Source organism: Bacillus sp. FSL L8-0167, assembly GCF_038630295.1.
Taxonomy (GTDB): Bacteria; Bacillota; Bacilli; order Bacillales; family Bacillaceae; genus Bacillus; species Bacillus safensis.
In genome coordinates this window covers 1,520,964-1,547,259 of record NZ_CP152027.1, presented here as the reverse complement: position 1 = coordinate 1,547,259, position 26,296 = coordinate 1,520,964, and the positions used below count along the sequence as shown (strand labels likewise).

The 26,296-nt window shown below is 41.7% G+C and carries 30 protein-coding genes; all 30 read right to left on the bottom strand.

Going from position 1 to position 26,296, the window contains the following annotated elements; genetic code table 11:
• Nucleotides 1-68 precede the first annotated feature (68 nt).
• Complete coding sequence (gene rpsB / locus MHB66_RS07890) at nucleotides 69-803, bottom strand: 30S ribosomal protein S2 (RefSeq protein WP_024426991.1); 735 nt, start codon at nucleotides 801-803, stop codon at nucleotides 69-71.
• Between the two features lie 155 nt (nucleotides 804-958).
• Nucleotides 959-1,498 (bottom strand): hypothetical protein, encoded by a 540-nt coding sequence (locus MHB66_RS07885; RefSeq protein ID WP_024426990.1) that lies wholly within the window; start codon nucleotides 1,496-1,498, stop codon nucleotides 959-961.
• Nucleotides 1,499-1,519: 21 nt separating this feature from the next.
• Nucleotides 1,520-2,287 (bottom strand): FliA/WhiG family RNA polymerase sigma factor, encoded by a 768-nt coding sequence (locus tag MHB66_RS07880; RefSeq protein WP_024424154.1) that lies wholly within the window; start codon nucleotides 2,285-2,287, stop codon nucleotides 1,520-1,522.
• 24 nt (nucleotides 2,288-2,311) lie between these two features.
• Nucleotides 2,312-2,812 (bottom strand): chemotaxis protein CheD, encoded by a 501-nt coding sequence (locus MHB66_RS07875; protein WP_024426989.1) that lies wholly within the window; start codon nucleotides 2,810-2,812, stop codon nucleotides 2,312-2,314.
• Nucleotides 2,812-3,438, bottom strand: coding sequence for a chemotaxis protein CheC (locus tag MHB66_RS07870; protein WP_024424156.1), 627 nt, complete (start codon nucleotides 3,436-3,438; stop codon nucleotides 2,812-2,814). The genes MHB66_RS07875 and MHB66_RS07870 overlap by 1 nt, the downstream gene beginning before the upstream one ends.
• A 12-nt stretch (nucleotides 3,439-3,450) precedes the next feature.
• Nucleotides 3,451-3,912 carry a chemotaxis protein CheW gene (locus MHB66_RS07865; RefSeq protein WP_024424157.1) on the bottom strand — a complete coding sequence of 154 codons (462 nt, stop codon included), beginning with the start codon at nucleotides 3,910-3,912 and terminating at the stop codon, nucleotides 3,451-3,453.
• Nucleotides 3,913-3,936: 24 nt separating this feature from the next.
• Nucleotides 3,937-5,964: a chemotaxis protein CheA gene (locus MHB66_RS07860; protein WP_041117392.1), complete on the bottom strand. Its 2,028-nt coding sequence runs from the start codon at nucleotides 5,962-5,964 to the stop codon at nucleotides 3,937-3,939.
• Between the two features lie 5 nt (nucleotides 5,965-5,969).
• On the bottom strand, nucleotides 5,970-7,043 hold the full coding sequence (locus tag MHB66_RS07855) for a chemotaxis response regulator protein-glutamate methylesterase (protein ID WP_034281797.1): 1,074 nt from the start codon (nucleotides 7,041-7,043) through the stop codon (nucleotides 5,970-5,972).
• On the bottom strand, nucleotides 7,040-7,945 hold the full coding sequence (locus MHB66_RS07850) for a MinD/ParA family protein (RefSeq protein WP_051627337.1): 906 nt from the start codon (nucleotides 7,943-7,945) through the stop codon (nucleotides 7,040-7,042). Before MHB66_RS07850 ends, MHB66_RS07855 begins: the two co-directional genes overlap by 4 nt.
• The gene (gene flhF, locus MHB66_RS07845; RefSeq protein ID WP_046310940.1) at nucleotides 7,939-9,048 is read right to left on the bottom strand and encodes a flagellar biosynthesis protein FlhF; all 1,110 of its coding nucleotides are present in this window, start codon (nucleotides 9,046-9,048) and stop codon (nucleotides 7,939-7,941) included. Before flhF ends, MHB66_RS07850 begins: the two co-directional genes overlap by 7 nt.
• Nucleotides 9,048-11,081, bottom strand: a complete 2,034-nt coding sequence (gene flhA, locus MHB66_RS07840) for a flagellar biosynthesis protein FlhA (protein ID WP_034281791.1) — start codon at nucleotides 11,079-11,081, stop codon at nucleotides 9,048-9,050. The genes flhF and flhA overlap by 1 nt, the downstream gene beginning before the upstream one ends.
• A gap of 29 nt (nucleotides 11,082-11,110) precedes the next feature.
• Nucleotides 11,111-12,199, bottom strand: coding sequence for a flagellar biosynthesis protein FlhB (gene flhB / locus MHB66_RS07835; RefSeq protein WP_029707677.1), 1,089 nt, complete (start codon nucleotides 12,197-12,199; stop codon nucleotides 11,111-11,113).
• Entirely contained in the window at nucleotides 12,196-12,975 is a 780-nt protein-coding gene (gene fliR, locus MHB66_RS07830; RefSeq protein WP_025092585.1) for a flagellar biosynthetic protein FliR, read from the bottom strand. The genes flhB and fliR overlap by 4 nt, the downstream gene beginning before the upstream one ends.
• A 6-nt stretch (nucleotides 12,976-12,981) precedes the next feature.
• Nucleotides 12,982-13,251: a flagellar biosynthesis protein FliQ gene (gene fliQ / locus MHB66_RS07825; protein WP_003211206.1), complete on the bottom strand. Its 270-nt coding sequence runs from the start codon at nucleotides 13,249-13,251 to the stop codon at nucleotides 12,982-12,984.
• 16 nt (nucleotides 13,252-13,267) lie between these two features.
• Nucleotides 13,268-13,933 (bottom strand): flagellar type III secretion system pore protein FliP, encoded by a 666-nt coding sequence (gene fliP, locus MHB66_RS07820; RefSeq protein WP_008354479.1) that lies wholly within the window; start codon nucleotides 13,931-13,933, stop codon nucleotides 13,268-13,270.
• A complete protein-coding gene (gene fliZ / locus MHB66_RS07815) occupies nucleotides 13,926-14,546 on the bottom strand; it encodes a flagella biosynthesis regulatory protein FliZ (protein WP_235362298.1) in 621 nt (206 codons plus the stop codon). The genes fliP and fliZ overlap by 8 nt, the downstream gene beginning before the upstream one ends.
• 57 nt (nucleotides 14,547-14,603) lie before the next feature.
• Nucleotides 14,604-14,966: a response regulator gene (locus MHB66_RS07810; RefSeq protein WP_007499584.1), complete on the bottom strand. Its 363-nt coding sequence runs from the start codon at nucleotides 14,964-14,966 to the stop codon at nucleotides 14,604-14,606.
• A 27-nt stretch (nucleotides 14,967-14,993) separates the two neighbouring features.
• Nucleotides 14,994-16,115 (bottom strand): flagellar motor switch phosphatase FliY, encoded by a 1,122-nt coding sequence (gene fliY, locus MHB66_RS07805; RefSeq protein ID WP_034281787.1) that lies wholly within the window; start codon nucleotides 16,113-16,115, stop codon nucleotides 14,994-14,996.
• Nucleotides 16,105-17,103, bottom strand: coding sequence for a flagellar motor switch protein FliM (fliM, locus tag MHB66_RS07800; protein ID WP_024424167.1), 999 nt, complete (start codon nucleotides 17,101-17,103; stop codon nucleotides 16,105-16,107). The genes fliY and fliM overlap by 11 nt, the downstream gene beginning before the upstream one ends.
• Before the next feature lie 32 nt (nucleotides 17,104-17,135).
• On the bottom strand, nucleotides 17,136-17,564 hold the full coding sequence (fliL, locus tag MHB66_RS07795) for a flagellar basal body-associated protein FliL (protein ID WP_024424168.1): 429 nt from the start codon (nucleotides 17,562-17,564) through the stop codon (nucleotides 17,136-17,138).
• Nucleotides 17,561-17,776: a flagellar FlbD family protein gene (locus MHB66_RS07790; protein WP_008344794.1), complete on the bottom strand. Its 216-nt coding sequence runs from the start codon at nucleotides 17,774-17,776 to the stop codon at nucleotides 17,561-17,563. The genes fliL and MHB66_RS07790 overlap by 4 nt, the downstream gene beginning before the upstream one ends.
• A gap of 37 nt (nucleotides 17,777-17,813) precedes the next feature.
• Nucleotides 17,814-18,605 (bottom strand): flagellar basal body rod protein FlgG, encoded by a 792-nt coding sequence (gene flgG / locus MHB66_RS07785; RefSeq protein WP_024426979.1) that lies wholly within the window; start codon nucleotides 18,603-18,605, stop codon nucleotides 17,814-17,816.
• Nucleotides 18,606-18,622: 17 nt separating this feature from the next.
• Entirely contained in the window at nucleotides 18,623-19,069 is a 447-nt protein-coding gene (gene flgD, locus MHB66_RS07780) for a flagellar hook assembly protein FlgD (protein ID WP_024426978.1), read from the bottom strand.
• Complete coding sequence (locus MHB66_RS07775) at nucleotides 19,069-20,394, bottom strand: flagellar hook-length control protein FliK (protein WP_041117386.1); 1,326 nt, start codon at nucleotides 20,392-20,394, stop codon at nucleotides 19,069-19,071. Before MHB66_RS07775 ends, flgD begins: the two co-directional genes overlap by 1 nt.
• Entirely contained in the window at nucleotides 20,395-21,096 is a 702-nt protein-coding gene (locus MHB66_RS07770; protein ID WP_046310932.1) for a MotE family protein, read from the bottom strand.
• Nucleotides 21,097-21,108: 12 nt separating this feature from the next.
• The gene (gene fliJ / locus MHB66_RS07765) at nucleotides 21,109-21,552 is read right to left on the bottom strand and encodes a flagellar export protein FliJ (protein WP_024424173.1); all 444 of its coding nucleotides are present in this window, start codon (nucleotides 21,550-21,552) and stop codon (nucleotides 21,109-21,111) included.
• Nucleotides 21,553-21,560: 8 nt separating this feature from the next.
• Complete coding sequence (fliI, locus tag MHB66_RS07760) at nucleotides 21,561-22,877, bottom strand: flagellar protein export ATPase FliI (protein WP_046310930.1); 1,317 nt, start codon at nucleotides 22,875-22,877, stop codon at nucleotides 21,561-21,563.
• On the bottom strand, nucleotides 22,874-23,638 hold the full coding sequence (gene fliH, locus MHB66_RS07755) for a flagellar assembly protein FliH (protein WP_034281779.1): 765 nt from the start codon (nucleotides 23,636-23,638) through the stop codon (nucleotides 22,874-22,876). Before fliH ends, fliI begins: the two co-directional genes overlap by 4 nt.
• Entirely contained in the window at nucleotides 23,631-24,647 is a 1,017-nt protein-coding gene (gene fliG, locus MHB66_RS07750) for a flagellar motor switch protein FliG (RefSeq protein WP_034281776.1), read from the bottom strand. Before fliG ends, fliH begins: the two co-directional genes overlap by 8 nt.
• An 11-nt stretch (nucleotides 24,648-24,658) precedes the next feature.
• Entirely contained in the window at nucleotides 24,659-26,251 is a 1,593-nt protein-coding gene (gene fliF / locus MHB66_RS07745) for a flagellar basal-body MS-ring/collar protein FliF (RefSeq protein ID WP_024424177.1), read from the bottom strand.
• Nucleotides 26,252-26,296: the final 45 nt, after the last annotated feature.

The window sequence follows — 26,296 nt, the reverse complement described above, 5'->3', positions numbered from 1 at the left end:
AAAACACGGATTACTAGGTGAAAAAAAGGTGATAAAAGGCATTTCCCTCTTATCACCTTTTGAATAGGTTACGCAGTTGTTGTTTCAGTTTCTGTCGTTTCTTCTACAACAGCTTCTTCTTCGCCTTGTTTAGACTCAAGAATCGCATCTGCCATTTTAGCAGTTAGAAGTTTTACAGCACGGATTGCATCATCGTTTGCAGGGATCACAACATCAATTTCGTCTGGATCACAGTTTGTGTCAACGATACCGATGATTGGGATATTCAATTTACGAGCTTCTGCAACTGCAATACGCTCTTTACGAGGGTCGATAATGAAAAGTGCATCCGGAAGACTCTTCATGTCTTTGATTCCGCCTAGGAATTTTTCAAGACGCTCTAATTCTTTTTTCAGTTGAACGACTTCTTTTTTAGGAAGAACTTCGAACGTACCGTTTTCTTGCATTTTTTCAATATCTTTTAAACGTTTAATACGTTTTTGGATTGTTTCAAAGTTTGTTAAAGTTCCACCAAGCCAGCGTTGGTTCACATAGAACATACCAGAACGGATTGCTTCTTCTTTCACTGAATCTTGTGCTTGCTTTTTCGTACCAACGAAAAGGATTTTTCCTCCGTCAGCAGCAAGGTTTTTCGTGAAGTTGTAAGCTTCTTCTACTTTTTTCACCGTTTTTTGAAGGTCGATGATGTAGATACCGTTACGCTCTGTAAAGATGTAACGCTTCATTTTTGGGTTCCAACGGCGAGTTTGGTGACCGAAGTGAACACCAGCTTCTAGCAATTGTTTCATAGAAATAACTGACATTTTGTTGCCTCCTAATATAATGGTTTTTTTTCCTCCGCTTAAGTCATGTTCACATAAAACTGCGCCACGGCAGCACCTTCATACGAATCATTAAGCGTGTGTATTTAACACCAAGAAATAATATAACACATGATGGACTGACAATCAAGAATCCTTTACAGCTTTCCGCTAAATTTTAATAAAAGCTCGATTTCTGTCTTGCCAGTTTTCATTTCTTTCGCTATTTCTTCTAGTGACCGCCCTTCATCATATAGGGTCTTCACTTGGTCCTCGAATGTTTCTTCTATTTCACTTTTAGAAGGCATAGAAGCCTCTGTTTCGAGTTGTGGAACGGGTTCGTTTACCTTCTCTTCCTGCACCTCAACTTCGCTAAGGAGAGCCGACAGGTGCTCCGGTACGGGATCTTCACTTTCGACCGATTGCTGGGATTCAATTGGTGGTTGTGGCTGCTTTGGTGTCTGAAGATCCGATTTCAGCTCTTCAGCAGAAAAATCAGGGGAAGCGGCTGCCACTTTTGATAGTTTGTCATTCTCTTCTTTGACCTCCATCAAAAATGCAGCCAGGGTATTTTCCGTTTCTTCTAGAAGTTCTCGCTGCTTTTGTTCTGTTGCCTTCAGCGAATTCATTCTCGTATATAAAATAATCACAAAATAAATAAGTGCAGCATGAAGCATGAAGCTAATCAGCCATAACATATTTTTTCACTCACTAACTCTTTAAGATTGAATGGCTTTATCAAGCAGATGCTTAAGCTTGAACAAGGCCTTTGAATGAATTTGCGAAATGCGCGAGGTAGATAAATTGAGCACTTGACCGATTTCTGTTAATGTCAGTTCTTCTTTATAGAAAAGACTGATCACAAGCTTTTCTTTTTCTGAAAGCTCTGTGATTTTTTCAGAAAGCTGTTCAATTAATTCATCTTTCAGCATTTTCTCTTCTGGAGTCACAGACTTCTCGTCGCGAATCATGACTTGGACGTTCTCTCCGTCTTCTTGATCATGCAGCTTCTCATCAATTGAGAGCAGATTTGCAAAGAATCCTTCATTCATCGTTGTGACGACATCCTGTTCACTCATGCCGAGTTCCTCAGCCACCTCTGTCGGCGTCACATTACGCAAATACCGCTGTTCAAGCTTTTCAATAGCCGCTTCTACTTTTTTTGTTTTTTCTCTTGATGTACGAGGCAGCCAGTCCTCTTTACGAAGACCGTCGATAATGGCCCCGCGGATTCTGAAGGATGCATATGTATCAAACTTCAGATCTCTTCCGGGATCAAATTTTTCAAGGGCATCATATAAACCGAGCATCCCTAGACTGATCAAGTCTTCTTTATGCACTGACTTCGGGAGACCGATGGAAATTCTTCCAACATGATATGTGACGAGCGGCATATAGCGGCGCATAAGATCATCTCCAGCAGCTGGGTCTTTCCACTCTTTCCATCTAGCCCATAGCGCCTGATCTTCGTAATTTAAGGATTGCATCTTTATCCCCCTATACTTCCTTAGTTATATCTTCATAATGCCTTGCTTCACAGTACGGATCTCAAGCTCTGCCGTAAGCGGATCGAATTCAATTGTACGGCCACTGTTTCCGCCTGTATCCTCACTAATAATCGGGATATGATGAAGAGACAGATGTTCTTTTACAGCTGAAACGTTTCTAGGTCCAATTCTCATTAGATCATTGGTTGACTTAAACTTAAACATTTCCGCCCCGCCAGCAAGTTTTGCCTTTAGCGCATGTTTGCGCGCGCCTGCTTTTAAGAGCAGATCAATTGTATGCTTGACACCTGTATCTGCATATTTAGCCAAGTTCTCCACCGCCCCTTTTGAAAGAGAGGAATCTGGAAGCATAACATGGACAAGGCCTGCCAGCCTTTTGTCTTGATCAAACAAGACAAGCCCTACGCAGGAACCAAGACCGGATGTCCGAATGCGGTCCGGTGATTTAACAAGCTGAACATCCGCAATACCAACCTTTACAACTGCGGGAATTTGCACGTTCATTATAGGTTACCTAATGCTTTGAATAGTTTTTCAAACGATTCAAAGTCTGGTAATAGAAACATATTTCCTTTCAGCTCTTGCTTATTTTGATCATCAAAAATAGATGTATCAATCACAATCGCCTGATCGCCAAGAGGACTGAATTGCATCAACCCTTCACTAATGACAGCCCCGAACATATCGAGCGTGACATCTGGAACACTTGGGTAAAGCTGCAATTTGGTTAAATCGGCAAGGGCTGATAAATAAGAGCCCGCTAAAATATTTCCAAGTTCATGAAGTGCTGACGTCCCCATCTCATGTTCATGAATCGTATCAATATCAAATGCCGGATCCTGGACAAGCTCTCTTACAAATTGCTCTGCTTGCTCAAACGGCATAATGAAAAAGATTGAGCCGGTTAAATCCCCTTCCATTCGCAGGAAAATGCTTGCAACAGGAAGGTCTGCACCGCCAAAGAAATCCATTAAATCTTCAAACGAGAGAACCTTGACAAAAGGAACAGCCATATCTATTTTGCGATCCAATAGGTTGGCAAGAGCAGACGCTGCGTGGCCTGCCCCGATATTCCCAACCTCTCCTAAAATATCTAGCTGTTCATCTTTAATTTCGTTGAAAATGCTCATTTCACATCCCCCTTAATGAACAGGTGCACCTTGAACGCTCTTGTCGAGGACAGCACCGGCATGAATGATATTGAAAAGACGCTGATCATGCTTAATGATACCTGTCACCCATGACTGTCCTTCTTTTTCAGCTGATTCAGGAGAAGATTCTACTTCTTCCTGATGGACGGTTATGACATCATTTGCTTCATCAACAATCCAGCCGACTTCAATGTCACCAACTTGTACAATGATCATTCTTGTTTCATCTGTAATCTCGTTGTCAGTAGAACCAAGTCTGACTCTCAGGTCAATGACAGGCGTCACGACACCGCGTAAATTAATAACACCGCATATATAAGGGGCAACGCCAGGAACTCTTGTCGGCTGCTGCCATTTTTCAATGGACTTTACTTCTGATACTGAAATGGCGTATTCTTTTTTGTTTACGATAAACACAATCATCTTTTCGCCAGTTTTGATATCTGTACTCATTTCAGACCGCTCCTCTATTGTTTTTTACTTGATCAGTGCATTACAGTCAACGATGAGTGCAACTTGACCGTCACCTAGGATCGTTGCGCCGGATATCGCAAATACGTTAGGCAGATAATCTCCTAGTGATTTCAATACAACCTCTTGCTGACCAATAAACGAATCGACCACAAATGCTGTCAGCTTGTCTCCTTTACGAACAACAATGATGTGCAGTTCTTCCTCTAATTCATTCGCATTTGGTACGTGGAATTGTTTCTTCAAGTACACGACCGGTACGATAAATCCGCGGAAATCAATCACTTCACGATCATGCGTTTGCAGGATGTCACTTTTCTTAATGACCGCCGTTTCAATAATAGAAGAAATCGGAATCGCAAATGTTTCCTCTTCTAGTTTTACAAGAAGAACGGAAATAATCGATAATGTAAGCGGAAGCTGGATCGAAAATAGTGAACCCTGTCCTTCTGTTGAGTTAATGCTCACAGATCCGCCAAGTGATTCCAGCTTGTTTTTCACAACGTCAAGACCTACACCGCGGCCTGAGATGTCAGAAATCGTATCAGCTGTAGAGAATCCTGCTGCAAAGATCAATGAATCAATTTGATGATCTTCAAGCGTTTCTGCTTCTCTTTCTGTAATAACCCCGCGCTCTAACGCTTTTTCAAGCACCTTTTTACGGTTAATCCCGCCTCCATCATCTTCTACTTCAATGAAGACATGGTTTCCGCTATGATACGCTTTTAATAGAACCGTACCTTTTTCCGGCTTGCCTTTTTTCACACGTTCTTCTGGTGATTCAATCCCGTGATCTAGACTGTTTCTAAGTAAGTGCAACAGCGGATCTCCAATCTCGTCGATCACTGTTCGATCAAGCTCTGTCTCAGCACCCTCAATAATCAGTTCAATTTTCTTATTAAGCTCTTTCGTCAATTGACGAATCATACGCGGGAATCTGTTAAAGACAGTTTCCACAGGTACCATTCTCATGTTCAGGATGATTGATTGCAGGTCTCCAGAAATACGAGTCATTCTTTCGACTGTGTCTGTGAGTTCGTTATTTTCTAGTTCTTTAGCAATCTGTTCCAATCGGCCTCTATCAATCACAAGTTCTTCAAATAGATTCATAAGAGAATCAAGACGGTCGATGTTGACACGAATTGTTTTCGTGCCGCCGGCAGCTGCACCGTTATTGCCATTTGCTTTTGGCGCATCATTTGCTGGCGCTTTTACAGCAGGAACGGATGTTTCTTCTTTTTTCTGTTCAGGCTGCACCTCTTGCTTTTCAGCCGGAGCTGCTTCTTCAAATGCGGAGACTTCAGAGATCTCAACCTTCTCAACCTCTGAGATCGCCGTGACGATTTTCTGCACTTCGTCCATCGGCTGTTTAGAAAGATAAGAAATGCTGAATTCAGATTCAAAATCTTCTGATTCTAACAGTTCTGCATTTGGAACGGTTTTGACAACCTCGCCTGCTTCATTTAGTCTTTCAAAAATCATATAGACACGAACAGCTTTTAGTAAGCACGCTTCGCTTAATGTCACGTTAAGTTCATAGCATTTGAAGCCTTGCTCTCTCGCTTCATCAAGAACCGTACGTTCAAATTCGTTATAATCTAAGTCATTAGCAGCAGCTGATGCATCTGCTGTTTCAACGCTAGAAGCTGCCTCAGCATGGCTTCCTGTCACATCTAGCTTTTTACTAATCTCTGTGACATCACGTTTCCCGTCTCCTCCTTCTGCAATCGATTGAACCATTGCTTCAAGATGATCGAGTGCTTCGAACATCGTATCCATTGACTCAGGAGTGACAATCATTTGTTCATTACGGATAGCATCAAACATGTTTTCTAAATGATGCGTTAAATGAGCCATATCATCAAAGCCCATCGTTGCACTCATTCCTTTCAATGTATGAGCCGCTCTGAATATATCATTCACTAGCTGCAAGTCGGTTGGGTTCTTTTCTAAATCAAGAAGTTTTTCATTACAAGTTTGTAAGTGTTCTCTGCTTTCATCTAAAAAGATATCTAAGTACTGGTTTACATCCAACGTGTTCACGCCCTCTCTTTTTTCATGGAGCTAATAATTGCATGTGCGATGTCATCCACATGCCTTGTTTCATGTGCAAGGCCTGCTTTAATGACTGATTTAGGCATTCCGAAAACAACACATGATTCTTCTTTTTCTGCAATGACTTTCGTATGACCGCTTGCGACCATTTTTTTGACACCTTCAGTACCATCACTGCCCATACCTGTCATAATGACAGCGATTTTCTCGTAACCCTTTATGCTGCTGATGGATTCAAATAAATAGTTAACAGATGGTTTGTGCCGGCTTTCCGTGTCTTCAGGGGACAGCCTGATGACAAGTGATCCCCCTTGGTCATGAAGTGACATATTCATTCCACCAGGAGCTATGTAAGCCACTCCATTTTTCGCGATGTCTCCATCTTGCGCTTCTTTAATCGTAATTTGTGATAAATGATCTAACCTAGTAGCAAGTGATGCCGTGAATCCTGCTGGCATATGCTGCACAATCAATATAGGGGCCTCGATGTCCTTAGGCAGCTTCGTTACGACTCGTTGAAGTGCCCTTGGTCCTCCTGTAGATGTTCCGATAGTAATAATCTTTCGGAGTGAGCTGCCTTTTACAGATGGCAGCCGGGGTGCAGCCACTGGACTTGGCGGCTTTATCACCGGCTTAGGAGACACCTTCTCTTCAGTGCGTTTCCTTGACAGTCCTGCTGCAAGTACCCGCTCTACAATTTGCCCCCTCACTTTGTGCAAATCGAGAGAAATACTTCCCGAAGGCTTTGTCACAAAGTCAAAAGCACCGAGTTCTAAGCAATGGATGGTTAAATCTTTTCCTTGCTTTGTCTGGCTTGACACCATAATCACGGCAAGGTCGTGTTCAGCCAGAATTTGTTTTAATGCTTCTGTTCCATTTAAAACAGGCATTTCCACATCTAACGTGACAACATCTGGATTCAGTTCCTTGATCCGTTTTAAGGCATCTTCCCCATTTCGCGCCGTTCCGACGACTTCTATTTCTTGCTCGGCACTTAGAAAATCACTAATGAGCTTTCTCATAAAGGCCGAGTCATCTACTACTAGCACTCTAATCATGAGTCCACCTTCCTCCTTTTAAAAAAAGAGGACAACTTATCTATAAACGTATGCTGTTCTCTCCGTGCCTCTCTTATCTGCTGATGATATAGTGTTTCTGCCAGCATCTTAATGGTTTTACTCAGCCTTGAATGAGGCTGCTTCATATAAAATGGAATTTGTTCTGATACTGCTTTAGGAACCGCAGGATCATCAGGCACAGCGCCAGCAAATACAAGTTTTCTATGAAGAAAAGATGTGACCACTCCTGCTAATTTCCGGTAGGTTTCAGACCCTTCTGACGGGGTTTTGCACCGATTGACAATGATTTGCACAGACCGTTCAAACTGATGAATGGCTAAGTGTTTAATCGCGCTGTAGGCATCCATGATGGATGTTGGCTCTGGCGTAGTCACAACGACCACTTCTCCTGCCGATAAGACAAAAGGCAGCTGATCTTTTGACAAGCCGGCACCCATATCGAAAAAGATACAATCGAAGTCCTGCATGATTCTTTCCATCTCTTCCAAAAAGAACGACCATTGATCTTTATCTAAAGAAAACAGCTGTTCAAGCCCGCTTCCGCCAGAAATGTAATATAGATTGTCCGTTCCTTTTGTCATGGCTGCTTGGAAGGATTTTTTTCTAACGAGAACATCTAATATAGAACTAGTCGATGTTTTCCCTAGTAAAATATCAATATTCCCCATCCCAAAATCAAGATCAATCACTAACACTCTTCTCTCTGTACTTGCGATAGACAGTGCCATATTCAGGGTCAAATTCGATTTACCTACCCCGCCTTTACCGCTCATGACGGCAATGGTCTTTGCCTGTCCGCTGGCGTTAAGAGGAGAAGGTGTGATGATTTGACTCTGCTGAACTAGTTTTCTTAATCCTTCTGCTTGGTCAGGCTTCATGATTGTAAAACCATCCTTGTAAGTTCAAGAGGAGAACCTTCAAGAATATCCTCAGGCACATTTTGACCATTTGTTAAAAAACCAAGTTTGATTTGAGAGTCAGCAATGATTTGAAAAATGGTTCCCATCGTGTCCGTTTCATCTACTTTTGTAAAAATGAATTGATTGATTGGAACGTGCTCAAAGCGTTTGACCATGGCTTTCATGTCTTGATACTTCGATGTAGCACTCATCACGAGAAAACTTTGAATGCTCTCATCAAATGGAATAATGTCGGTCAGCTCTTTGATATACGCTTCTTCTTTAAAGTTACGGCCTGCTGTATCGATGAAAATATGATCATATTCTTTAAAGGTCTCTTGGGCTTTTACAAAATCCTCTCTCGAATAACAAACCTCAAGCGGTGCATTCAGAAGTTCAGCATATGTTTTCAGCTGTTCGATCGCTGCAATCCGGTACGTATCGGTTGTAATAAAAGCGATTTTCTTTTGCTGCTGAATAGCCGTTTTAGCAGCCAGCTTTGCAATCGTTGTCGTTTTACCAGCTCCGGTTGAACCGAACAGTACAATGTATTTTGACGAAATCATCGGCTCATCAGAGGTTTTAGCTGGCAGCATATTTGTCAGCAGTTGTTCAAGCTCTTTATTTATGTGATCATCTTTAACTGCGCCCTTTGTTAAAAGACCCTTCAGGCATTCGTCTCGAATGGCATCATCAAGCCCTTGATCCTTTAGCTTTTGATCGATTGCCATAAGAGGATCAGGCAGAATACCCGCATGCCGTTCATTCCTCACATATTCTAAAGGCTGGGTATGAGAAGGCGCTGGTTTCGACGCCTTGGGAACAAATGAAGGCTCTTCGGGGAGCTTTTCCTTTTTTGGCAACACTGGAAGAGGCGGTGCAGGGTTTAACCCTTTACCAGCTCTTTCCTCGAAATCTTGATCCAGCACTGCAATCACTTCGACCATTTGCTGTTTCTTCAAACCGAACAGTTTGCGTTTGACAACGGTTTTAGAATTTAAAATAACGGCATCTTTCCCAAGCTGCTGCCTGATTTGAATCGTTGCCTCCTGCATAGAATTTGCTGTGATTTTTTTCATTTTCATTAGATATCCACCACTCCGATGCTCTGTACTTCCACATTCGCTTCTAGTTCGTTATAAGATAGTACCGGTAAATCTGGGAAATATCTTTCTAACAACTGCTTAACGTACATTCTTATAGGAGGTGAGCATAATAGAACCGGCGTTTCCTGACGAAGCGAAAGCTGTTCAATTTCTCTCGCCACTGATTGAATCACACTTTCAGAGGATTCTGGATCTAACGATAAGTAGTTGCCATGCTCTGTCTGCTGAACGCTGTCTGCAATCACCTTTTCTACTCGGCCTGAGCATGTCACGACTTTGAGTGATTCATTTTCTCTTGCATACTGTGCGGTAATCTGTCTTGCCAGCGCCTGTCTCACATACTCTGTTAATAAATCTGTATCAGTCGTTAATTTTCCGTAGTCTGCAAGCGTCTCAAAAATGGTGACAAGGTTTCGGATAGAGACCTTTTCTTTCAGCAGCTTCGCCAGTACTTTTTGAATATCACCGACTGCCAGCGGATTTGGCGTTACCTCATCCACTAAGACAGGGTAACTTTCTTTCAGATGATCGATTAATTGCTTCGTTTCTTGGCGTCCGAGCAGCTCGTGTGTGTTTTGTCTAATCTTTTCTGTGATGTGAGTAGACACAACAGACGCTGGATCCACAACCGTATAGCCTAGCATCTCAGCCTGATCTTTTTCTGCTTCTGATATCCATTTAGCCGGCAGGCCAAAGGATGGTTCGATTGTTTCAATTCCTTCAATCGGATCATCATCAGGCGTTGGGGACATCGCTAAGTAATGATCAAGCAGCAGCTCTCCTTTTGCTACTTCGTTCCCTTTAATTTTCAACCGGTATTCATTTGGGTTCAGTGCAATATTGTCCCGGATTCGGACGACTGGAATGACGAGACCAAGTTCAAGGGCAAGCTGCCTTCGGATCATCACAATCCGGTCTAACAGGTCACCGCCCTGGTTTGCATCAGCGAGCGGGATGAGGCCGTAGCCAAATTCAAATTCAATGGCATCCATTTGCAGGAGATGAATGACACTTTCTGGACTTTTCATCTCTTCTACCTCTGCCTGTTCCTCCAGTACCTCTTCAATTTCTTCTTGGTCTTGTTTGTTTTTCGACATCAAGTATGCGCCGAGGGCAAGTAAACCTGCGATCGGTCCTGTCAAAAGTACGCCGATTGGCGTAAACAGCCCAAGAAGGAAGATCGTGCCTGCTGTGACGTAAAGCATAGCAGGGAATGCAAACAGTTGTTCAGTGATATCTGAACCAAGGTTCCCATTAGAAGCAGCCCTTGTGACGACAATCCCTGTTGCTGTTGAAATGAGAAGTGCAGGAATTTGTGAAACAATCCCGTCTCCTACCGTTAATAGCGTAAAGTGGGAAGCTGATTCTTGAATCGACATTCCTTGCTGAAGCATCCCAATAATGATTCCAAAAATAATATTAATAATGACGATGATAATACCTGCGATGGCATCCCCTTTAACGAACTTACTTGCACCATCCATCGCTCCATAAAAGTCTGCTTCTCTCGCTACTTTTTCACGGCGGTTTCTTGCTTCACTTTCTGTCAGCATACCTGCATTTAAATCTGCGTCAATACTCATTTGTTTACCTGGCATCGCATCGAGAGTAAATCTTGCCGCAACCTCTGATACACGCTCTGCCCCTTTTGTGATAACAATAAACTGAATGATAATCAGGATAAGGAAAACAACGAGACCCACGAGGATATTTCCTCCAACAACAAATGAACCGAACGTTTCTACAACCTTTCCAGCATCTCCTGTTGAAAGAATAGAACGTGTTGTAGAGATGTTAAGCCCTAAACGAAACAGCGTTAAGAGCAAAAGCAATGATGGAAAAATTGAAAATTGCAGTGGTTCTTGCATGTTCATTGTGGTGAGAAGCACGATAAGCGCAAGAGAAATATTAATAATGATTAAAATACTTAATAGCATTGGCGGAAACGGTATGACCAGCATCGCCACAATTAAAATAACACTGAATAAAACAGATAAATCTCTTGCTGACATGCCTGTTCTCTCCTTTTAAAACCAAAAATTCATAAAATCTTTTGTTTCGTTTTATAGACGTAAGCTAAAATTTCTGCGATGGCCTTAAAGTATTCTTCCGGCACCGCTTGGTCGATGTCGACCTGATCATAGAGCGCGCGGGCGAGCGGCCGGTTTTCTACGGTCATGATATCGTGCTCTTTCGCAATCGTTCTAATTTTCAAAGCCAAAATATCCGTTCCCTTTGCCACAACAAAGGGCGCGTCCATTTTTTCTTCGTCATATTTTAAAGCAATGGCATAGTGGGTTGGGTTTGTAATGATGACGTCCGCTTTTGGGACTTCCTGCATCATCCGTCTCATGGCCATTTCCCGCTGACGCTGTTTAATCTTTGATTTGATGAGCGGGTCACCCTCTGATTTTTTATACTCATCTTTGATGTCTTGTTTGGACATCCGCAAGTTTTTTTCATAATCAAATTTCTGATACATATAATCAAGCCCTGCTAAAATCAGAAGAGCACCAGCAGCATACAGCCCCATAATTAAGGTCATATTTGCAACGAAATGAAGGGTTTCCTCTGCTGTTAATAAAGGAAGCCGCAGAATTTCGTCAAAGTGCATCCAAAGAGCAATAAATGTCGCAAAGCCTACAAAACCAATTTTCAAAATGGATTTTAATAGCTCTACGAGGGCTCGAATACTGTATATCCGTTTAAACCCTTTGATTGGGTCAAGCTTTTCTAATTTCGGTTTGATCACTTCTGGTGAAAAGAGAAAGCCGACTTGTAAATAGTTACTGATAATGCCCGCCAGCATACCAACACCAAGGATAGGCATGAGGAGGAGCCCTGTTTCCTGAAGCAATTCCAAGAATAATTGATGAATATTAGATGTGCTAACTTTCATTAGCATGGTTGTTGAATAAAAACGTTCTATGAGCGCGATAATCCGCTCTTTCATAAAAGGCCCAATAAAAAAGAATGATAAAAAGATTAATAGAAATGAGATGGCTGTATTGACGTCGGTGCTTTTGGCAACCTGTCCTTTTTTACGTGAATCCCGCCTTTTTTTCGGCGTTGCTTTTTCTGTTTTTTCACCTGCGAAAAATTGCAAGTCTAGTCTAAGCCTTGTCATCATGACGAACCACCGACCAATGCTAAGAAATTCCTCATGGTGAGTACAATCGTTTCAAATGTATTTTGGACAACACCGAAGATGACGCCCATACAGATGATGATCATAATAAAACTCACACCTATTTTAATAGGAAGTCCAACCACAAATACGTTCATTTGCGGAACTGTACGTGCCACAATCCCCAGCGCCAAGTCGACTAAAAACAGACTTGCCACGACAGGTGCCGAGATTTGAAAGGCGATGATAAACATTTGGTTGAAACTCTTTGCGATAAAGTAAGCAAAGGATTCACTGCCGAAATTCAATGCGTATTGATCAACTGCAATGTATTGAAAGCTGTAATAGATTCCATCAAGCAGCAGGTGATGTGCGTTTGTTGCCAGCATCAACAGCAATGTGACCGTATAAAAAAACTGTCCCATCAGCGGCGTCTGCGCCCCTGTTTGCGGATCAATAATATTGGCAATCGCAAAACCCATTTGAAAATCAATGAATGAGCCGGCAATTTGAACAGCGGACACCATGATGTATGCAATCAGCCCAAGCAGAAGTCCGACCATTGCTTCTTTCACCGCAAGCATCATATAAAGACCGTCTATGTCGAGTGCTGGCGGTTCTTTTATGGTGCTAAAACTAATGACAGCTAAAAACAGTGAGAATCCAACTCTGTGTACAGCCGGGATCGTTCTATGCGCTAAAAGCGGTACTGTCACAAAAAAAGCGGTGATCCGAATAAAAACTAAAAGAAAAGCAGGGAATAATTCTATAATTGACATCGCTTATTAACCTGCAAATCGATCTAAATTCGAGAACAGCTCTGTCGTAAAGGACACGATTGTTGAAAGCATCCATGGACCAAACACAACAAGTCCAATGAGTACTGCAACAATCTTAGGAATAAACGCAAGCGTCTGTTCTTGAATTTGGGTTGTCGCCTGAAACACACTGACAATCAGTCCCACAATGAGTGCGAGCGCAAGAAGCGGCCCACTCACAAGCAATACCACATACACTGATCTTTCAGCCATCGTAATGACAAATTCTGAACTCATGTTTTAAGCACCTACTCTAAAAGCTTTGCAGCAAAGATTTAACAATCAAATACCATCCATCGACTAAAACAAATAACAATATTTTGAAAGGGAGCGATATCATAACCGGCGGAAGCATCATCATCCCCATTGACATCAGAACACTTGCGACCACCATGTCAATAATTAAAAATGGAATAAAGATCATAAAACCAATTTGAAATGCCGTCTTTAATTCTGAAATGGCAAAAGCGGGAACCATCGCCGTTAAAGGAATATCTTTAATCGATTCAGGTGTATCCATTTTTGCGTAGCTAAGAAATAAAGCCAAATCTTTTTGTCTTGTATGTTTACTCATAAACTCTTTAATAGGCACTTCGGCTTTTTCATACGCCTGATTTAACGTGATGTCATCATTTAAAAGCGGCGTCAGCGCCTCTTTATTAATCTGTGAGAACGTGGGTGCCATGATAAAAAATGTGAGAAACAACGCAAGTCCAACAAGCACTTGGTTTGGCGGCATTGAGTTGGTTGCAAGTGATGTTCTGACGAATGAAAGAACAATCACAATCCGTGTAAAACACGTCATTAAAATGAGAATGCCCGGTGCAACCGAAAATACTGTTAAAAGTAAAAGAAGACGGACAGATGTGCTGATATTTCCTGCACCGCTGGAATTAAATAAATCAATAAACTCATTCATTTTGTTTCGGGCCTTTCTTTCTGACTTCTGATTGGGTCTTTTTCAATTCGGCTAGCTGCGCCTTTAAATTGGCTGAAAAAGAAGAAGTGGTCGGCTGATCATGTTTCTTTATCTGCGATGTGAATTTTTGAACTATTTTTGGTAAATCGGTTTTGCTTTCCATCGCTTCTTCATATTGTTTCACGATCGCTTCACATTCTTGTTCATCATCAATTTCTTTTAGCAGCTGGATTGAGTCTGCTACGCCGACAACTAATACTCGTTTTCCCACTTTGATCAGCTGGACTGAACGGTTTTGTCCGACTGTCGTTCCGCCGATATTTTCAACATAGCGAAATGGTTTGAGTAAGCGGTTTTGCTTACCAACAAATCTCACTAAACCATAAATAAGCAGGATGACAAAAAGTAAGGCACCAATCATTTTGACAAAATCCATAATGGAGACAGAAGAAGAGGGAACTTCTTCTGCCGGATTCGTTTGATTGTCAGTGGTTTTCTTCTCTGTATCCTTTTTACTTTCTTTCTCACCTTTGAGCCAGTCATTCACTGTGCCATTCTCAGGATCTTTCGTTTCGGCAAACAGTGAGGCAGGCTGCATCGTCAAGAAAAGCATAAAACTGATCATTGCTATACATATCAAACGTTTTTTCAACAAATCTTACACCCTTTTTTAGCCTAACGTTTTATTAATTGCTTCAAGTACGCGGTCTGCCTGGAATGGCTTCACGATAAAGTCTTTTGCACCTGCTTGGATCGCGTCAATAACCATTGACTGCTGCCCCATTGCAGAACACATGATGATTTTTGCAGAAGCATCGATTTGTTTAATTTCTTTTAGTGCAGTGATTCCGTCCATTTCTGGCATTGTGATATCCATTGTGACAAGATCAGGAGATGTTTCTTTATATTTTTCAACTGCTTGTGCGCCGTTTTCTGCTTCTCCTACTACATCAAATCCGTTTTTTACAAGAATATCCTTGATCATCATTCTCATGAATGCTGCATCATCTACGATTAATACCTTAGTAGCCATTTACTTATTCTCTCCCTGTATGTTTGTTTATTTTAAATTAGAAAGTCTTTCTGACTGGCTTAAAATGTCAGTCACACGAACACCAAAGTTCTCATCAATGACAACGACTTCCCCTTTGGCGACGATTCGTTTGTTAACTAGGATGTCTACTGGCTCACCAGCAAGTTTGTCCAGTTCAATGATACTTCCTGCTGAAAGCTCAAGAACTTCTTTTACACTGCGCTGAGTTCTTCCAAGTTCCACCGTAATGGAAAGCGGAATGTCCATCAGCATGTCAAGGTTTCCAAGCTGGTTTGTTGTATGCTGAGGCTCACTGAACGATTCAAATTCAACTGGCGTCACATTTACAGGTGCTGCCGGCTTTGGCTTCGCCTGTCTTTTCGGCGGTGCTGCTTGCTGCGCTGGGGCAGACTGCGTTTGCGGAGCTGCCGGCTGAGGTTCAGGTGCACTCACTTCTTCTTGAACCGGCTCTTCTTCTTGCGCAGGATCTGTTAATTCTGCGATTAAATCCTTCGCAAATGTAATAGGATAAAGCTGCATAATATTTGAATCGATGAGTTCACCTATTTTTAATCTGAAGGATACTTTGACAAGCATTTCTTCAGCTGGAATGCGGTCTGTCCCTTCTCCTTCTTTCACATCAAGTAATTCGACGCGCGGCGGAGAAATATCAATCTTTTTATTAAAGACAGTCGACATGGATGTCGCAGCAGAACCCATCATTTGGTTCATTGCTTCTTGTACTGCACTTAAGTGAATTTCGCTTAAAGAAGGGTCAGCATTTGTCCCGTCTCCACCCATCATTAAGTCCGCAATAACTGCTGCATCTGTTTGCTGGACGACAAGCAGGTTACTTGCGCTGAAGCCTTCCGTATAATTCACTTCAATAGCAACATACGGATGAGGAAATTCCTCATTCAGCATACTTTTTTGAATCACTGTAACAGTTGGAGTTGTAATCTCCACTTTTTGATTTAATAGGGTTGAAAGTGCTGTTGCAGAGCTGCCGAATGAAATATTTCCGATTTCTCCAATAGCATCTTGCTCCATTGCAGAAAGGACTGTATCAGGCTCTATATCGTCATTGCTGCCTCCTTTAAGGAGCGCATCGATTTCGTCTTGTGATAATTTACTTCCGTTATTCTCCATCTTCTTCACCTCTTATGTCGTGATCTAGAATTTGAATCGCCTGTTTCCGATTCACGCGGCCGGCCTGTCCCAAGAATTTCGGTTTATTTCCGACCATAACAGTAAGAGGCGCATTTACTGGTTTGTCCAAGGCAATACAATCACCAATTTCCAAATTCAAAAACTCTTCCACCGTCATTTCCGATTGTCCCAGCTCTGCGACTACCGGTATTTTTGCCTTCATAATCCGTTTTTCAATGGCCTTTGTTTCTTGCTGTTTTGGTTCATTTCGTTCAGACTGCATCCAGTAGTGTACAGACAGCTTCGGAATAATAGGCTCTAATACAACGTGAGGAATACATAGGTTAATAACCCCGCTTACCTCGCCAATCTGTGTATTAAGAGAAATGACGACAACTGTTTCGTTTGGTGACACCATTTGAACAAACTGGGGATTTACCTCGAAATCTGCCATTTCAGGCTCGATGTCGGTTATGGACTGCCACGCTTCTCTGTAATTTTCCAAAGCTCCCTCAAACATGTTTGAGATAATCTTTGTTTCAATTTCTGTAAGTGATTCTGTCTTATTATGACTAATGCCAATCCCGCCCATCAGCCTGTCCATCATCGCATAGCCGATTGTTGGGTTTACTTCAAGCATGATTCTTCCTTCAAGCGGGCTGACATAAAATAAGTTTAATAATGTCATATTAGGAATCGAACGAATAAATTCTTCGTACGGTACTTGGTCAACCGAGCTGACAGTAATTTGAATATATGATCTTAGCTGCGCTGAAAAATGCGTGGTGAGCAGTCTAGCGAAGTTATCATGAATCCTTGTTAAACTTCGAATCTGGTCTTTTGAAAAGCGCAGTGCACGTTTAAAGTCATACACCTTCACTTTTTTCGTCGTTTCCTCTTTTTTCAGCTCTTCTGCATCCATTTCGCCTGTTGAGATGGCGGATAATAATGCGTCGATCTCATTCTGGGAAAGCACTTCTCCTGACATTTCTTCACCTCCATCGCGTTAATTAATCGCCTCTATTGCAGATTAAAGGAGGTTATATATACTTCTTTCACCTTGCCATCTTGCAAATAGTTATTCACTTTGTTTTTGACTTGTGTTTTAAAATGTTCTCTGCCTTTTTTGCCATCAAGTTCATCTGCATTCGTGTCTGATAAAATGTCGATTACAGCATCTTTTACTTGGAAACTTCTTTTCTCAAGCTCTGATTTTGCTTTTTCAGAGTCCGTTTCAATATTCAGGACAAGTTTGACAGCATTTCCTTCAGACTTTAAATTGGTGATAATCTCAGGAATTTCAACAGAAGCTTTTACGACTTCATCTGCTGTTGGCTCTTTTTCAGCTTTTGCTTCGTCTGACCCATTCAGCAGAAAAAAGATGCCTGCTCCAATTCCGACGATGGCAATAATCATGATTAGCATTACTACGACTAATTTCTTCTTCATTCAAACTCCTCTATTCCTTGATTCAATGAAATGACTTGGATTTTTCTGTAGAAAGAAATGATTTTCTCTTGAAGCTGCTCCTCATCTTCTTTCACAACGAATTTCTTTCCATTGGCCAAAGTAATGGTCGTGTCTGGAAAACTTTCGATTTGCTCGATATGGAGAGCGTTCAGCATAAATCCTTTGCCATTTAATCTTGTCACTTCAATCATATTAAGCAGAGAAGCGAGCATCCGCTCCCCCTACCTCCTATCGTTTCAGATTCACAAGCTCTTGCAGAATTTCATCAGATGTTGTAATCGTCTTTGCATTCGATTGGAATCCACGCTGCGCGATAATCATTTCGGTAAACTCGTCTGTTAAATCAACGTTTGACATTTCAAGTTTCCCTGTTTGGATCACGCCAGTTCCTTCTTCACCAGGTACGATAGGATTACTTGGTGCACCTGAGCTTAACGTTTGGCGGTAAAGGTTGTCACCAACTTTGTCTAATCCTCCAGCGTTACGGAAAGATACGAGTGAAATCTGTCCAACATTTCTAGATACGTTGTTTTCAACAACCGAAACCGTTCCATCTGGACCAACACTTACACTTGAAACGCCATCTGGAATCGTTATCTTTTGTCCATTCATTCCAAGTAGATAATTTCCATCAGGGGTGACTAAGCTTCCCTCTGAATCAGTGTCGAAATTCCCTGTTCTTGTATAAAGAATTTCTCCTTGACTTTCAATACGGAAAAACCCATCGCCATTGATATAGAAGTCGTAAGGTTCATTTGTATTTTGAGAAGATCCCGCTGACATGATTTTATCAATAGAAGATAAAGATGACCCTAAACCAATTTGTTTTGAGTTGATTGAACCAGAGTTGTTCGTTGGTCCACCTGAACTTCCAATGGTTTGGCTGACCATATCTTTAAACGTGATACGGCTTTTTTTGTATCCGTGTGTATTGACGTTGGCTACGTTGTTGGCTACCACATCTAATTTTGATTGGAAGTTTTTCATTCCGCTAATTCCTGAGTAAAGTGAGCGTAACATTTATTTTCCTCCTCGAATTACTTCGTTTTTTCTCCAACTGCTGTAACATCCCAAGGGCTGATTTTCGTTCCATCTTCTAAAACAAGTAAGTATTCATTGTCTATGTTTTTAACAGACTTCACAGTGCCCGATATCTCTTTATCATCCAATTTGCCCGATACTTCTTTACCAATCCAGCCTACATACGTCGTAAACGGATCTTGGTGTGCAACAAATGTAGACATGAGCTGATTCAACTTGGTGATCGAATCGTTCATATTGGTTTGCTGTTCTAAAGATGAAAATGTCGCAAGCTGCGTGACAAACTCACGGTCATCAAGCGGGTTTGTCGGATCTTGGTTTTGAAGCTGCGTGAGCAAAATTTTCAAGAATTGATCTTTGCCAAGCGTATCTGTTTTCTTTTCTGCTTTTGAAGAAGTGTCTGCTTGTGCGGCTGTTCTATTCGTAGCATCAACTGTTGCCATTAGATCTCCTCCTCTTCTTCATCTGACCCAACAAGAGCATCCAGTACATCTTGGAATTCTGTTTCCTGTTCATCAGTCTGCTGGAAATTCTGTCCTTTTGGCTGCTGCTGCTTGTTTTCTTCACTAAACTGTCCAAATAACGGCTGCTCATTTGATTGAAGCGGTATATGGAAACGGTCCACTTGAACCGACATATTTGGAAGCGCCTGCTTGAGCTGCGGCAGATGATGCTCTAACAGCTCTTTCGCTGCTTGCGTCGAGGCTGTAATTTTACTCGCATACATACCGTTTTGCTTCGTTAGCTGAATGGTAATGAATCCAAGATTTTCAGGATTTAATCGAACGGTAAAGCGTCCGCTTGAATTACCAAACGGCGTGAATTTCATTTGCTTCCACGTGTTTAGAATTTGCTGATCAACCGTTCCTGGCTTTTCATCAGTCGTTTGGGTCTGCTGAACAGGAGCCGCTGACTGCAGTTGGAAAAACTGCTTATGACCTGGCAGAAGCGAGTGGGTCATTATTTTTTCAGAAGCTGGTGCAGCAGCGCTTTGTCCTTTAACGACTTCTTTTTTGATGAGCCACTCAAGAGATGCATTCCCTTTTGCCGGAGAAGCGAGTGTAGATTCTTGTTTTGGAGAGATTAGTTCCTTCAACTCTCCTAGTGAAATTTTCCACTCTTTGTCAGACCCTTTCGCATTCGCCATCATATGGTCGATTAGCTGATTAAAGTGCTTTAGCTCACTTTGAGTCATCGAATTCAGCTTTGGCGCTGAACCCTGCGAGAAGAACTGCTCTTTTACTTGCTGAATGAGTTTTTCATCTACCCCGTTTTTAGAAAGAAAGTGGATAAAGTCTTGACCTTTCCCTTCAATATCCTGCACAAGTTTCGCATCAAAGCTGAGCGGCTGTTGATTGAGCAACTGATAGATGAAAAAGTGGACTTGTATGAGCTGTTCACTATGCTCAGAACCTGGCTTTTCAGCTTGATCACCGTAAATGGAAGATTCCATTTTTTGAAATAGTTCTTCAAGTGACTTGAGATCAGATGATTCAAGCGTTTGACCTTGTAGTGTTTGAAGCGCACTGAGTAAGTCTGCGCTCATTCCTTCTTCAGGTGATTGCATCCATTTTTCAACAATTTGCATCGCATCATTGATAGAAAGAGAGGCAAGAGCGGCTGTTTCAGCATGAACAGGACCGCTTTGAGCGCCTGCTCCGCTAAGCAATTGTTTAAACAAACCGCGTGCAGATGCAGCGCCGTCTCCTTTTAGCCCTGAGAGACCTTGAGAAGATTGCTGTAAGGCTCCAATATCCAATAGCTTCACTTATTGTCCACCCCCATTTTCACTTTCTTCTTTTTTGGCAAGCTCTTTTGTAAACGTTGCTGCCTTCTGAGGTGTCAGTTTTGATAATATGTCTGTCAGTTTATTTTTGCTCAGCTCTTCAAGGATTTTTAACGCCTCTTTATCACTTAATTCTGATAAAATTTTGGCGGATTTCCCTGGGTCCATGCTTTCATAAATGCTGGCGACCTTTCCTTTTGTCTGCTGATTAGAGGAAGCCGCTGCTGAGTTATTACCTGACGTGTTATTTGATGAGCTGCTGTTATTCGATGAGCCGTTATTCGATGAACTGTCATTGGCTGACGTATTCTTTGCATCATTTTCAGATGTTTTTTCAAGTGAGTTGATTTTTTGATTCAATCTTTTAATCTCTTCATCACTTGTTTTCAAATCTTTTTGTGCAATATCGAGCTCATTTTTTTGCTCTTTAATGGTCTTTTTCAGTTCTTTCAACTCTGCATCACTTTGATCATTAGGTGAAGATGACGTTTTTGAGGTGTCATCTGAACCAACTAAGCTGCTAATCACCGGAATGTTTTGGAGCGGTTTTTTTAGATCAAAACCTGCCATATAAAGGATCGTGCCAGTGACAATCACAAGCACAATCAATGGGATGATGACAATAAACAAGATCCATTGAAATTTCCCGCCGCCTGATTCCTTCGTTTTTTCCTTCTTAGGCATTCATCTCGACTCCTAATGTCCTTGAAACATGAATTGGCTGATAGAGATATCATCCATTTCTTTCATTTCAATTGCCTTATGTTCAAGGGAGAACTTTTCAAATTGCTTTTCTTTCATTTTTTCAAACTTTTTAAACTCAATGTTTTTTTCAGTTAAATCAGATTGTTTTTCATTCATTTGGTGACGTTTCATGATCACAAGCTGCTGATAATGCTGAATGGTGTTATCTAAGTTGGTCACAAATTGCTGGTAATGACGCATTTCTTGAACACTCATTCCACTTCTCAGCTTTTCTTCTTTGCTTTTTTCCATTAGCTCTTTTTTACTCATATTTTCATAGAGTTTTTCAGCGACTTGCTCAAATGCCGAAACGGATTGTTGGTACGCTGCGAGTGACTTGTCTTTTTCACTTTCTTTCAGTTCTAGGAGCTTTTGAAATTTGTATTGATATCTCACTGTTTTTGTCAATCCTCTCTATTCATCAAACTGAGCAATAAACTCACACTGTCTTCAATAGATACAGCCTCTTCTACATCCTGCTTCAAAAATGAAATCAGATGAGGATAAGCCTGCATGGCCTCATCAATATCTTTGGAGGAGCCTTTTTTATATGCTCCAATATTAATGAGGTCTTCAGCGTTTTGATAAGTGGACAAAAGCTGGCGGAACCGGTTAGCCGCTTCCTTGTGATCATGACTTGCGATATTACTCATGACACGGCTGATACTTTTCAAAATGTTAACAGCGGGAAATTGTCCTTTGTTGGCTAAAGCACGATCAAGTACAATGTGCCCGTCAAGGATCCCCCTCACTGTATCAGCGATCGGCTCGTTCATATCGTCTCCATCAACAAGCACTGTGTAAAACGCTGTGATGGAACCAAGCTGATTTGTCCCAGTTCGTTCGAGCAATTTTGGCAGTATAGCGAACACTGAAGGTGTATATCCTTTTGTTGTTGGCGGCTCGCCAGTTGCGAGTCCTATTTCCCTTTGCGCCATGGCGACCCTCGTAACAGAATCCATCATGAACATGACATTTTTGCCTCTGTCCCTGAAATACTCCGCAATAGCTGTTGCTGTATACGCAGCTTTCAGTCTCGTCAGTGCAGGCTGGTCAGAAGTAGCAACGACAACAATTGATCGCTTCAGTCCTTCAGAACCTAAATCCTTTTCAATAAACTCACGAACTTCACGGCCACGCTCTCCAACAAGGGCAATGACATTCAGGTCTGCTTCTGTCTGCTTTGCAATCATCCCCATTAAGGTACTTTTTCCAACACCACTTCCGGCAAAAATCCCGATCCTTTGACCAGTGCCAACTGTGAGCAGACTGTCGATGACTCTAACACCAACACCCATCTTTTCTCGAATAGGCGGCCTGTCCATTGGATTTGGGGGTGACTGATCTGTCGAAACAGGTGCAAGTCCCTTTGGAAGCATACTGCCATCAAGCGGATGACCGAAGGCATCAACGACTTCACCTATTAATCCAGTTCCTACTTTGACCTTCAGCGACTCACCCGTCGCTTCAACAAGACTTCCTGGTGAAATATTGGATGCTTCTACATAAGGCATGAGCAGAATGTTTTCATCTTTAAACCCTACGACCTCTGCTTTTATTGGATGGTGCTTGCTCCCTTTTTTATGAATGAGACAAACATCTCCGATCGAACTCTCCGGCCCCTTAGATTCAATCATGAGCCCAACCACTCGATTGACTTTACCAAATCGTTTATAAGGATCGGCAGTTTCAATCGTTTCTTTTAGTACATCCATTTTCATTTGTGATCACCTGAATCAATGACTTCTAATAATTTTTCTTTCAACTGATTCATTTGGGTATCAACACTCGCTTCCACTTTTCCAAAACTTGTTTCTACGTAACAAGTTCCTTTTGGCGCTTTTTCATCCGAGTAAATGGCAAGGTGTGTATCCTTCTGAAGGATTCTAATCAATTCGTCTTTATATTCCATCACATGCTCGTAATGTTCAGGGTCAACATAGATGGAAATATCATCATATTCTTTCACTTCTGAAATGACCTGCTTCACAAGAGCCAAAAATGGATCTTTCGTGTCCTCAGCTGCATTCCAAACGCGTTTGGCGAGTTCAAAAGCGAGTTCTACAATTTGCTCAGCAGAGCTTTCAATTTTTTCTTCGTAATCCTGCCTTGCAAGACTGACGATGTCATTTGCTTGATCAAGAATAGCTTGGTACTGCATATTCGCATCTGCTTCGCCCTTTTGGAAGCCTTCTTGATAACCTGCTTGTTTCGCTTCTTCAATGAGCTGCATTCTTTCCTCTTCAAAATCAGTCCGGCGCTGATTGATTTCAGCCATTGTTTTTTCCAGCTCACTGTTTGCTTGTTCTAATATGCGGCTCGCTTGATCTTCTGCATCACTGAGTACTAGCTGCGATGCTTCAGTTTCATTGACAAGCTCTTCTTCGTGATGTTCTCTTTTAAAGTTTACTTGCTGTAAAGGAATCGTTTGCCGCCCTTGTTCAGGAATAACAGATGTTTCATGTTTGATAATCCTAGACAATGATATCGTCTCCTCCGCCTCGAGCTATGACGATTTCTCCAGCTTCCTCTAGTCGTCTTACGATGCTGACAATACGGGTTTGTGCTTCCTCGACATCTCTAAGCCGGACAGGCCCCATAAACTCCATTTCTTCTTTGAATGTTTCGACCATCCGCTGTGACATGTTGCGGAAGACAATTTCTTTGACTTCTTCGCTTGCCACTTTGAGTGCGAGCAATAAGTCATCATTTTCAACATCTCTGATGACACGCTGAATCGCTCTGCTGTCAAGAGTGACAATATCTTCAAAGACAAACATACGTTTCTTAATTTCATCAGCAAGCTCTGGATCTTGAATTTCAAGTGTGTCTAAAATGGTTTTCTCAGTTGCACGGTCTACACCATTTAGCACTTCTACAACCGCTTCGACTCCGCCCGTTTGCGTATAGTCCTGCGTAAAGGTTGAAGAGAGCTTTTGTTCAAGAATACGCTCCACCTCATTGATGATCTCTGGAGATGTACGGTCCATTAAGGCAATACGTCTCGCAACCTCAGTTTGTACTTCCTCGCCTAACTCAGATAAAATTTGCCCAGCCTGCACTGGATCCAGGTAGGAAAGGATAAGTGCTATCGTTTGTGGATGCTCATGCTGGATAAAGTTTAAAATTTGTTCTGGGTCAGCCTTTCGAGCAAAATCAAATGGTTTCACTTGAAGAGAGGATGTTAGCCTGTTTAAGATGCTGTCCGCTTTATCCTCACCAAGCGCTTTTTCAAGCACTTGTCTTGCGTACATAAGACCGCCCTGCGATATGTAGTCCTGCGCGATGGCAATGCTGTGAAACTCTTCGATGACTTCATCTTTTTTAGCAGTATCTACACTTCGTACATTGGAAATTTCTAATGTTAATTTTTCTATTTCGTCTTCAGACAGATGTTTGTATACAGATGCTGACACGTCTAGCCCTAAGGAAATCATTAGGATTGCTGCTTTTTGTCTGCCTGTTAGTCGATTTGGATCTTTTCTCGACATGTGTATTCCTCCTAATCCTCGGACAGCCAGCTGCGTAGCAATTTAGCAAAGTCTTCTGGTTTTTCTTTTGCCATTTTTTCAAGCTGATTTTTTCTCACCATTTCTTCTGTTTCTGGTTCAGTGTCGATATCAGGAACATCGATTGGTGTACGTTCATCAAACTCAAACTCTTCTTCCTCATCTCTTCTACGCTTGCGTACAAGAAGAATGATAAGAGCGATAATTGCAAGTAGAAGCACACCGCCTACAATATAAACCCAAATTGGAATATTGTTTGAAGGGTTATCTGCCGCAGTTTGCTGTTTACCGTCTAATTTTGATACAGATAAAACGATTTTGTTATCTAAGTCGGCTTGAGTGAGCGCTTGACCATTTGTGTATTCTTTATCAATCGATGTGCTAATGATCGTTGAAAGAATCTTTTTGATATCATCTTGTCTTTCAGCCGTTAAAGAGTTTACATCGTTTGCAGTTGGTGGTTCGACCAATGCTTGAATGCCAACATCTCTAATTTTATAAGGGCTTTCTTTGATATCTTTATGAATGCGGTTGACTTCATAATTGATGCGATCTTCGCTCTTTTCGTAATCTCCGCTTCCATTCGCTCCATCGGCACCTTGATAATTTGTGACATCATCGTCACCTGTTCCAGCGGTGCCTCCAGCTGCTGCGCCGTTACCTGAATAAGTTTCAGCAATCTTTTCAGCGCTGACAGCAATCCCCTGCATGTTTTCTTTATCAACAGGTTCTACTAGGTCTTCTTTTCTTTTTTCTTCAGTAAAATCAATGTCTGTTGTGACCGATACAGCCACTTTATCTTGACCCATCATTGTTCCGAGCAGCTGCTGAATTTTTCTTTGAAGATTCTTTTCGATTTCCTCTTTTTTCTGCTGCTGTGCATCCATTCCACTTGCATAGGAATCGGAGCTGGTGTTTAAGTCGTAGTAGTTGGAATCTTGGTCCATAATGACAATGTTTTCTGTTTTTAAATTCGGCACACTTTTTGAAATAAGATGATAAAGGCCTTTTACTTGCTGCGGTGTGAGCGTGTAGCCCGGCTCAACTTGCAGCACTATGGATGCTGATGCATTACTTTGCTCTTCTCCAACAAAAACGGAATCTTTTGGCAGGTTAATCATCACTTTTGAATCTTTAATCCCATCAATTGTGTTGATCAGATTGGATAGTTCTGTCTGAGTTGCGTCTACTTTCAGAACATCAAATTCATTATCTGTTAAACCGAAGCCTGAATTGTTTGCAAAGAAGGAATAATCAATGTTGCCTGTCTTAGGGAGCCCTTCGGATGCGAGTGTTACTTTTAAAGAATCTGCTTGCTTTTCTGGAACGAGAATCGTTGTTCCATTGTTTGCAAGTTCCGATTTAACGTTTTTGCCATCTAGTTCCTGTTTGATTTGTCCAGCTTCTGCCTCAGACAAGTCTCTAAAGAGCGGAACCATTTTTTCAGAAGAAGCAAAGATGCTAACAACCGTAATAATGATTGCTAGGGCAGCAACGCCGCCAATCATGAGTATTTTTTGTAATTTTGATCGATTTCGCCAAAACTCAACTGTTTTTGTTCTTAATTGCATTAAAGTACGATTCATCTTAACCCCCGGTCATTCCATTCAGTCTTTTTTTGTCCACCAGCA

Excerpts from the sequence above, each read along its gene's own strand:
- rpsB (WP_024426991.1), bottom strand. The coding sequence starts at position 803 with ATGTCAGTTATTTCTATGAAACAATTGCTAGAAGCTGGTGTTCACTTC.
- MHB66_RS07885 (WP_024426990.1), bottom strand. The coding sequence starts at position 1,498 with ATGTTATGGCTGATTAGCTTCATGCTTCATGCTGCACTTATTTATTTT.
- MHB66_RS07880 (WP_024424154.1), bottom strand. The coding sequence starts at position 2,287 with ATGCAATCCTTAAATTACGAAGATCAGGCGCTATGGGCTAGATGGAAA.
- MHB66_RS07875 (WP_024426989.1), bottom strand. The coding sequence starts at position 2,812 with ATGAACGTGCAAATTCCCGCAGTTGTAAAGGTTGGTATTGCGGATGTT.
- MHB66_RS07870 (WP_024424156.1), bottom strand. The coding sequence starts at position 3,438 with ATGAGCATTTTCAACGAAATTAAAGATGAACAGCTAGATATTTTAGGA.
- MHB66_RS07865 (WP_024424157.1), bottom strand. The coding sequence starts at position 3,912 with ATGAGTACAGATATCAAAACTGGCGAAAAGATGATTGTGTTTATCGTA.
- MHB66_RS07855 (WP_034281797.1), bottom strand. The coding sequence starts at position 7,043 with ATGATTAGAGTGCTAGTAGTAGATGACTCGGCCTTTATGAGAAAGCTC.
- flhF (WP_046310940.1), bottom strand. The coding sequence starts at position 9,048 with ATGAAAATGAAAAAAATCACAGCAAATTCTATGCAGGAGGCAACGATT.
- flhA (WP_034281791.1), bottom strand. The coding sequence starts at position 11,081 with ATGTCAGCAAGAGATTTATCTGTTTTATTCAGTGTTATTTTAATTGTG.
- flhB (WP_029707677.1), bottom strand. The coding sequence starts at position 12,199 with ATGATGACAAGGCTTAGACTAGACTTGCAATTTTTCGCAGGTGAAAAA.
- fliR (WP_025092585.1), bottom strand. The coding sequence starts at position 12,975 with ATGTCAATTATAGAATTATTCCCTGCTTTTCTTTTAGTTTTTATTCGG.
- fliQ (WP_003211206.1), bottom strand. The coding sequence starts at position 13,251 with ATGAGTTCAGAATTTGTCATTACGATGGCTGAAAGATCAGTGTATGTG.
- fliP (WP_008354479.1), bottom strand. The coding sequence starts at position 13,933 with ATGAATGAGTTTATTGATTTATTTAATTCCAGCGGTGCAGGAAATATC.
- fliZ (WP_235362298.1), bottom strand. The coding sequence starts at position 14,546 with ATGCTTTTCTTGACGATGCAGCCTGCCTCACTGTTTGCCGAAACGAAA.
- MHB66_RS07810 (WP_007499584.1), bottom strand. The coding sequence starts at position 14,966 with ATGGCTACTAAGGTATTAATCGTAGATGATGCAGCATTCATGAGAATG.
- fliY (WP_034281787.1), bottom strand. The coding sequence starts at position 16,115 with ATGGAGAATAACGGAAGTAAATTATCACAAGACGAAATCGATGCGCTC.
- fliM (WP_024424167.1), bottom strand. The coding sequence starts at position 17,103 with ATGTCAGGAGAAGTGCTTTCCCAGAATGAGATCGACGCATTATTATCC.
- fliL (WP_024424168.1), bottom strand. The coding sequence starts at position 17,564 with ATGAAGAAGAAATTAGTCGTAGTAATGCTAATCATGATTATTGCCATC.
- MHB66_RS07790 (WP_008344794.1), bottom strand. The coding sequence starts at position 17,776 with ATGATTGAAGTGACAAGATTAAATGGCAAAGGATTTATGCTGAACGCT.
- flgG (WP_024426979.1), bottom strand. The coding sequence starts at position 18,605 with ATGTTACGCTCACTTTACTCAGGAATTAGCGGAATGAAAAACTTCCAA.
- flgD (WP_024426978.1), bottom strand. The coding sequence starts at position 19,069 with ATGGCAACAGTTGATGCTACGAATAGAACAGCCGCACAAGCAGACACT.
- MHB66_RS07770 (WP_046310932.1), bottom strand. The coding sequence starts at position 21,096 with ATGCCTAAGAAGGAAAAAACGAAGGAATCAGGCGGCGGGAAATTTCAA.
- fliI (WP_046310930.1), bottom strand. The coding sequence starts at position 22,877 with ATGAAAATGGATGTACTAAAAGAAACGATTGAAACTGCCGATCCTTAT.
- fliG (WP_034281776.1), bottom strand. The coding sequence starts at position 24,647 with ATGTCGAGAAAAGATCCAAATCGACTAACAGGCAGACAAAAAGCAGCA.
- fliF (WP_024424177.1), bottom strand. The coding sequence starts at position 26,251 with ATGAATCGTACTTTAATGCAATTAAGAACAAAAACAGTTGAGTTTTGG.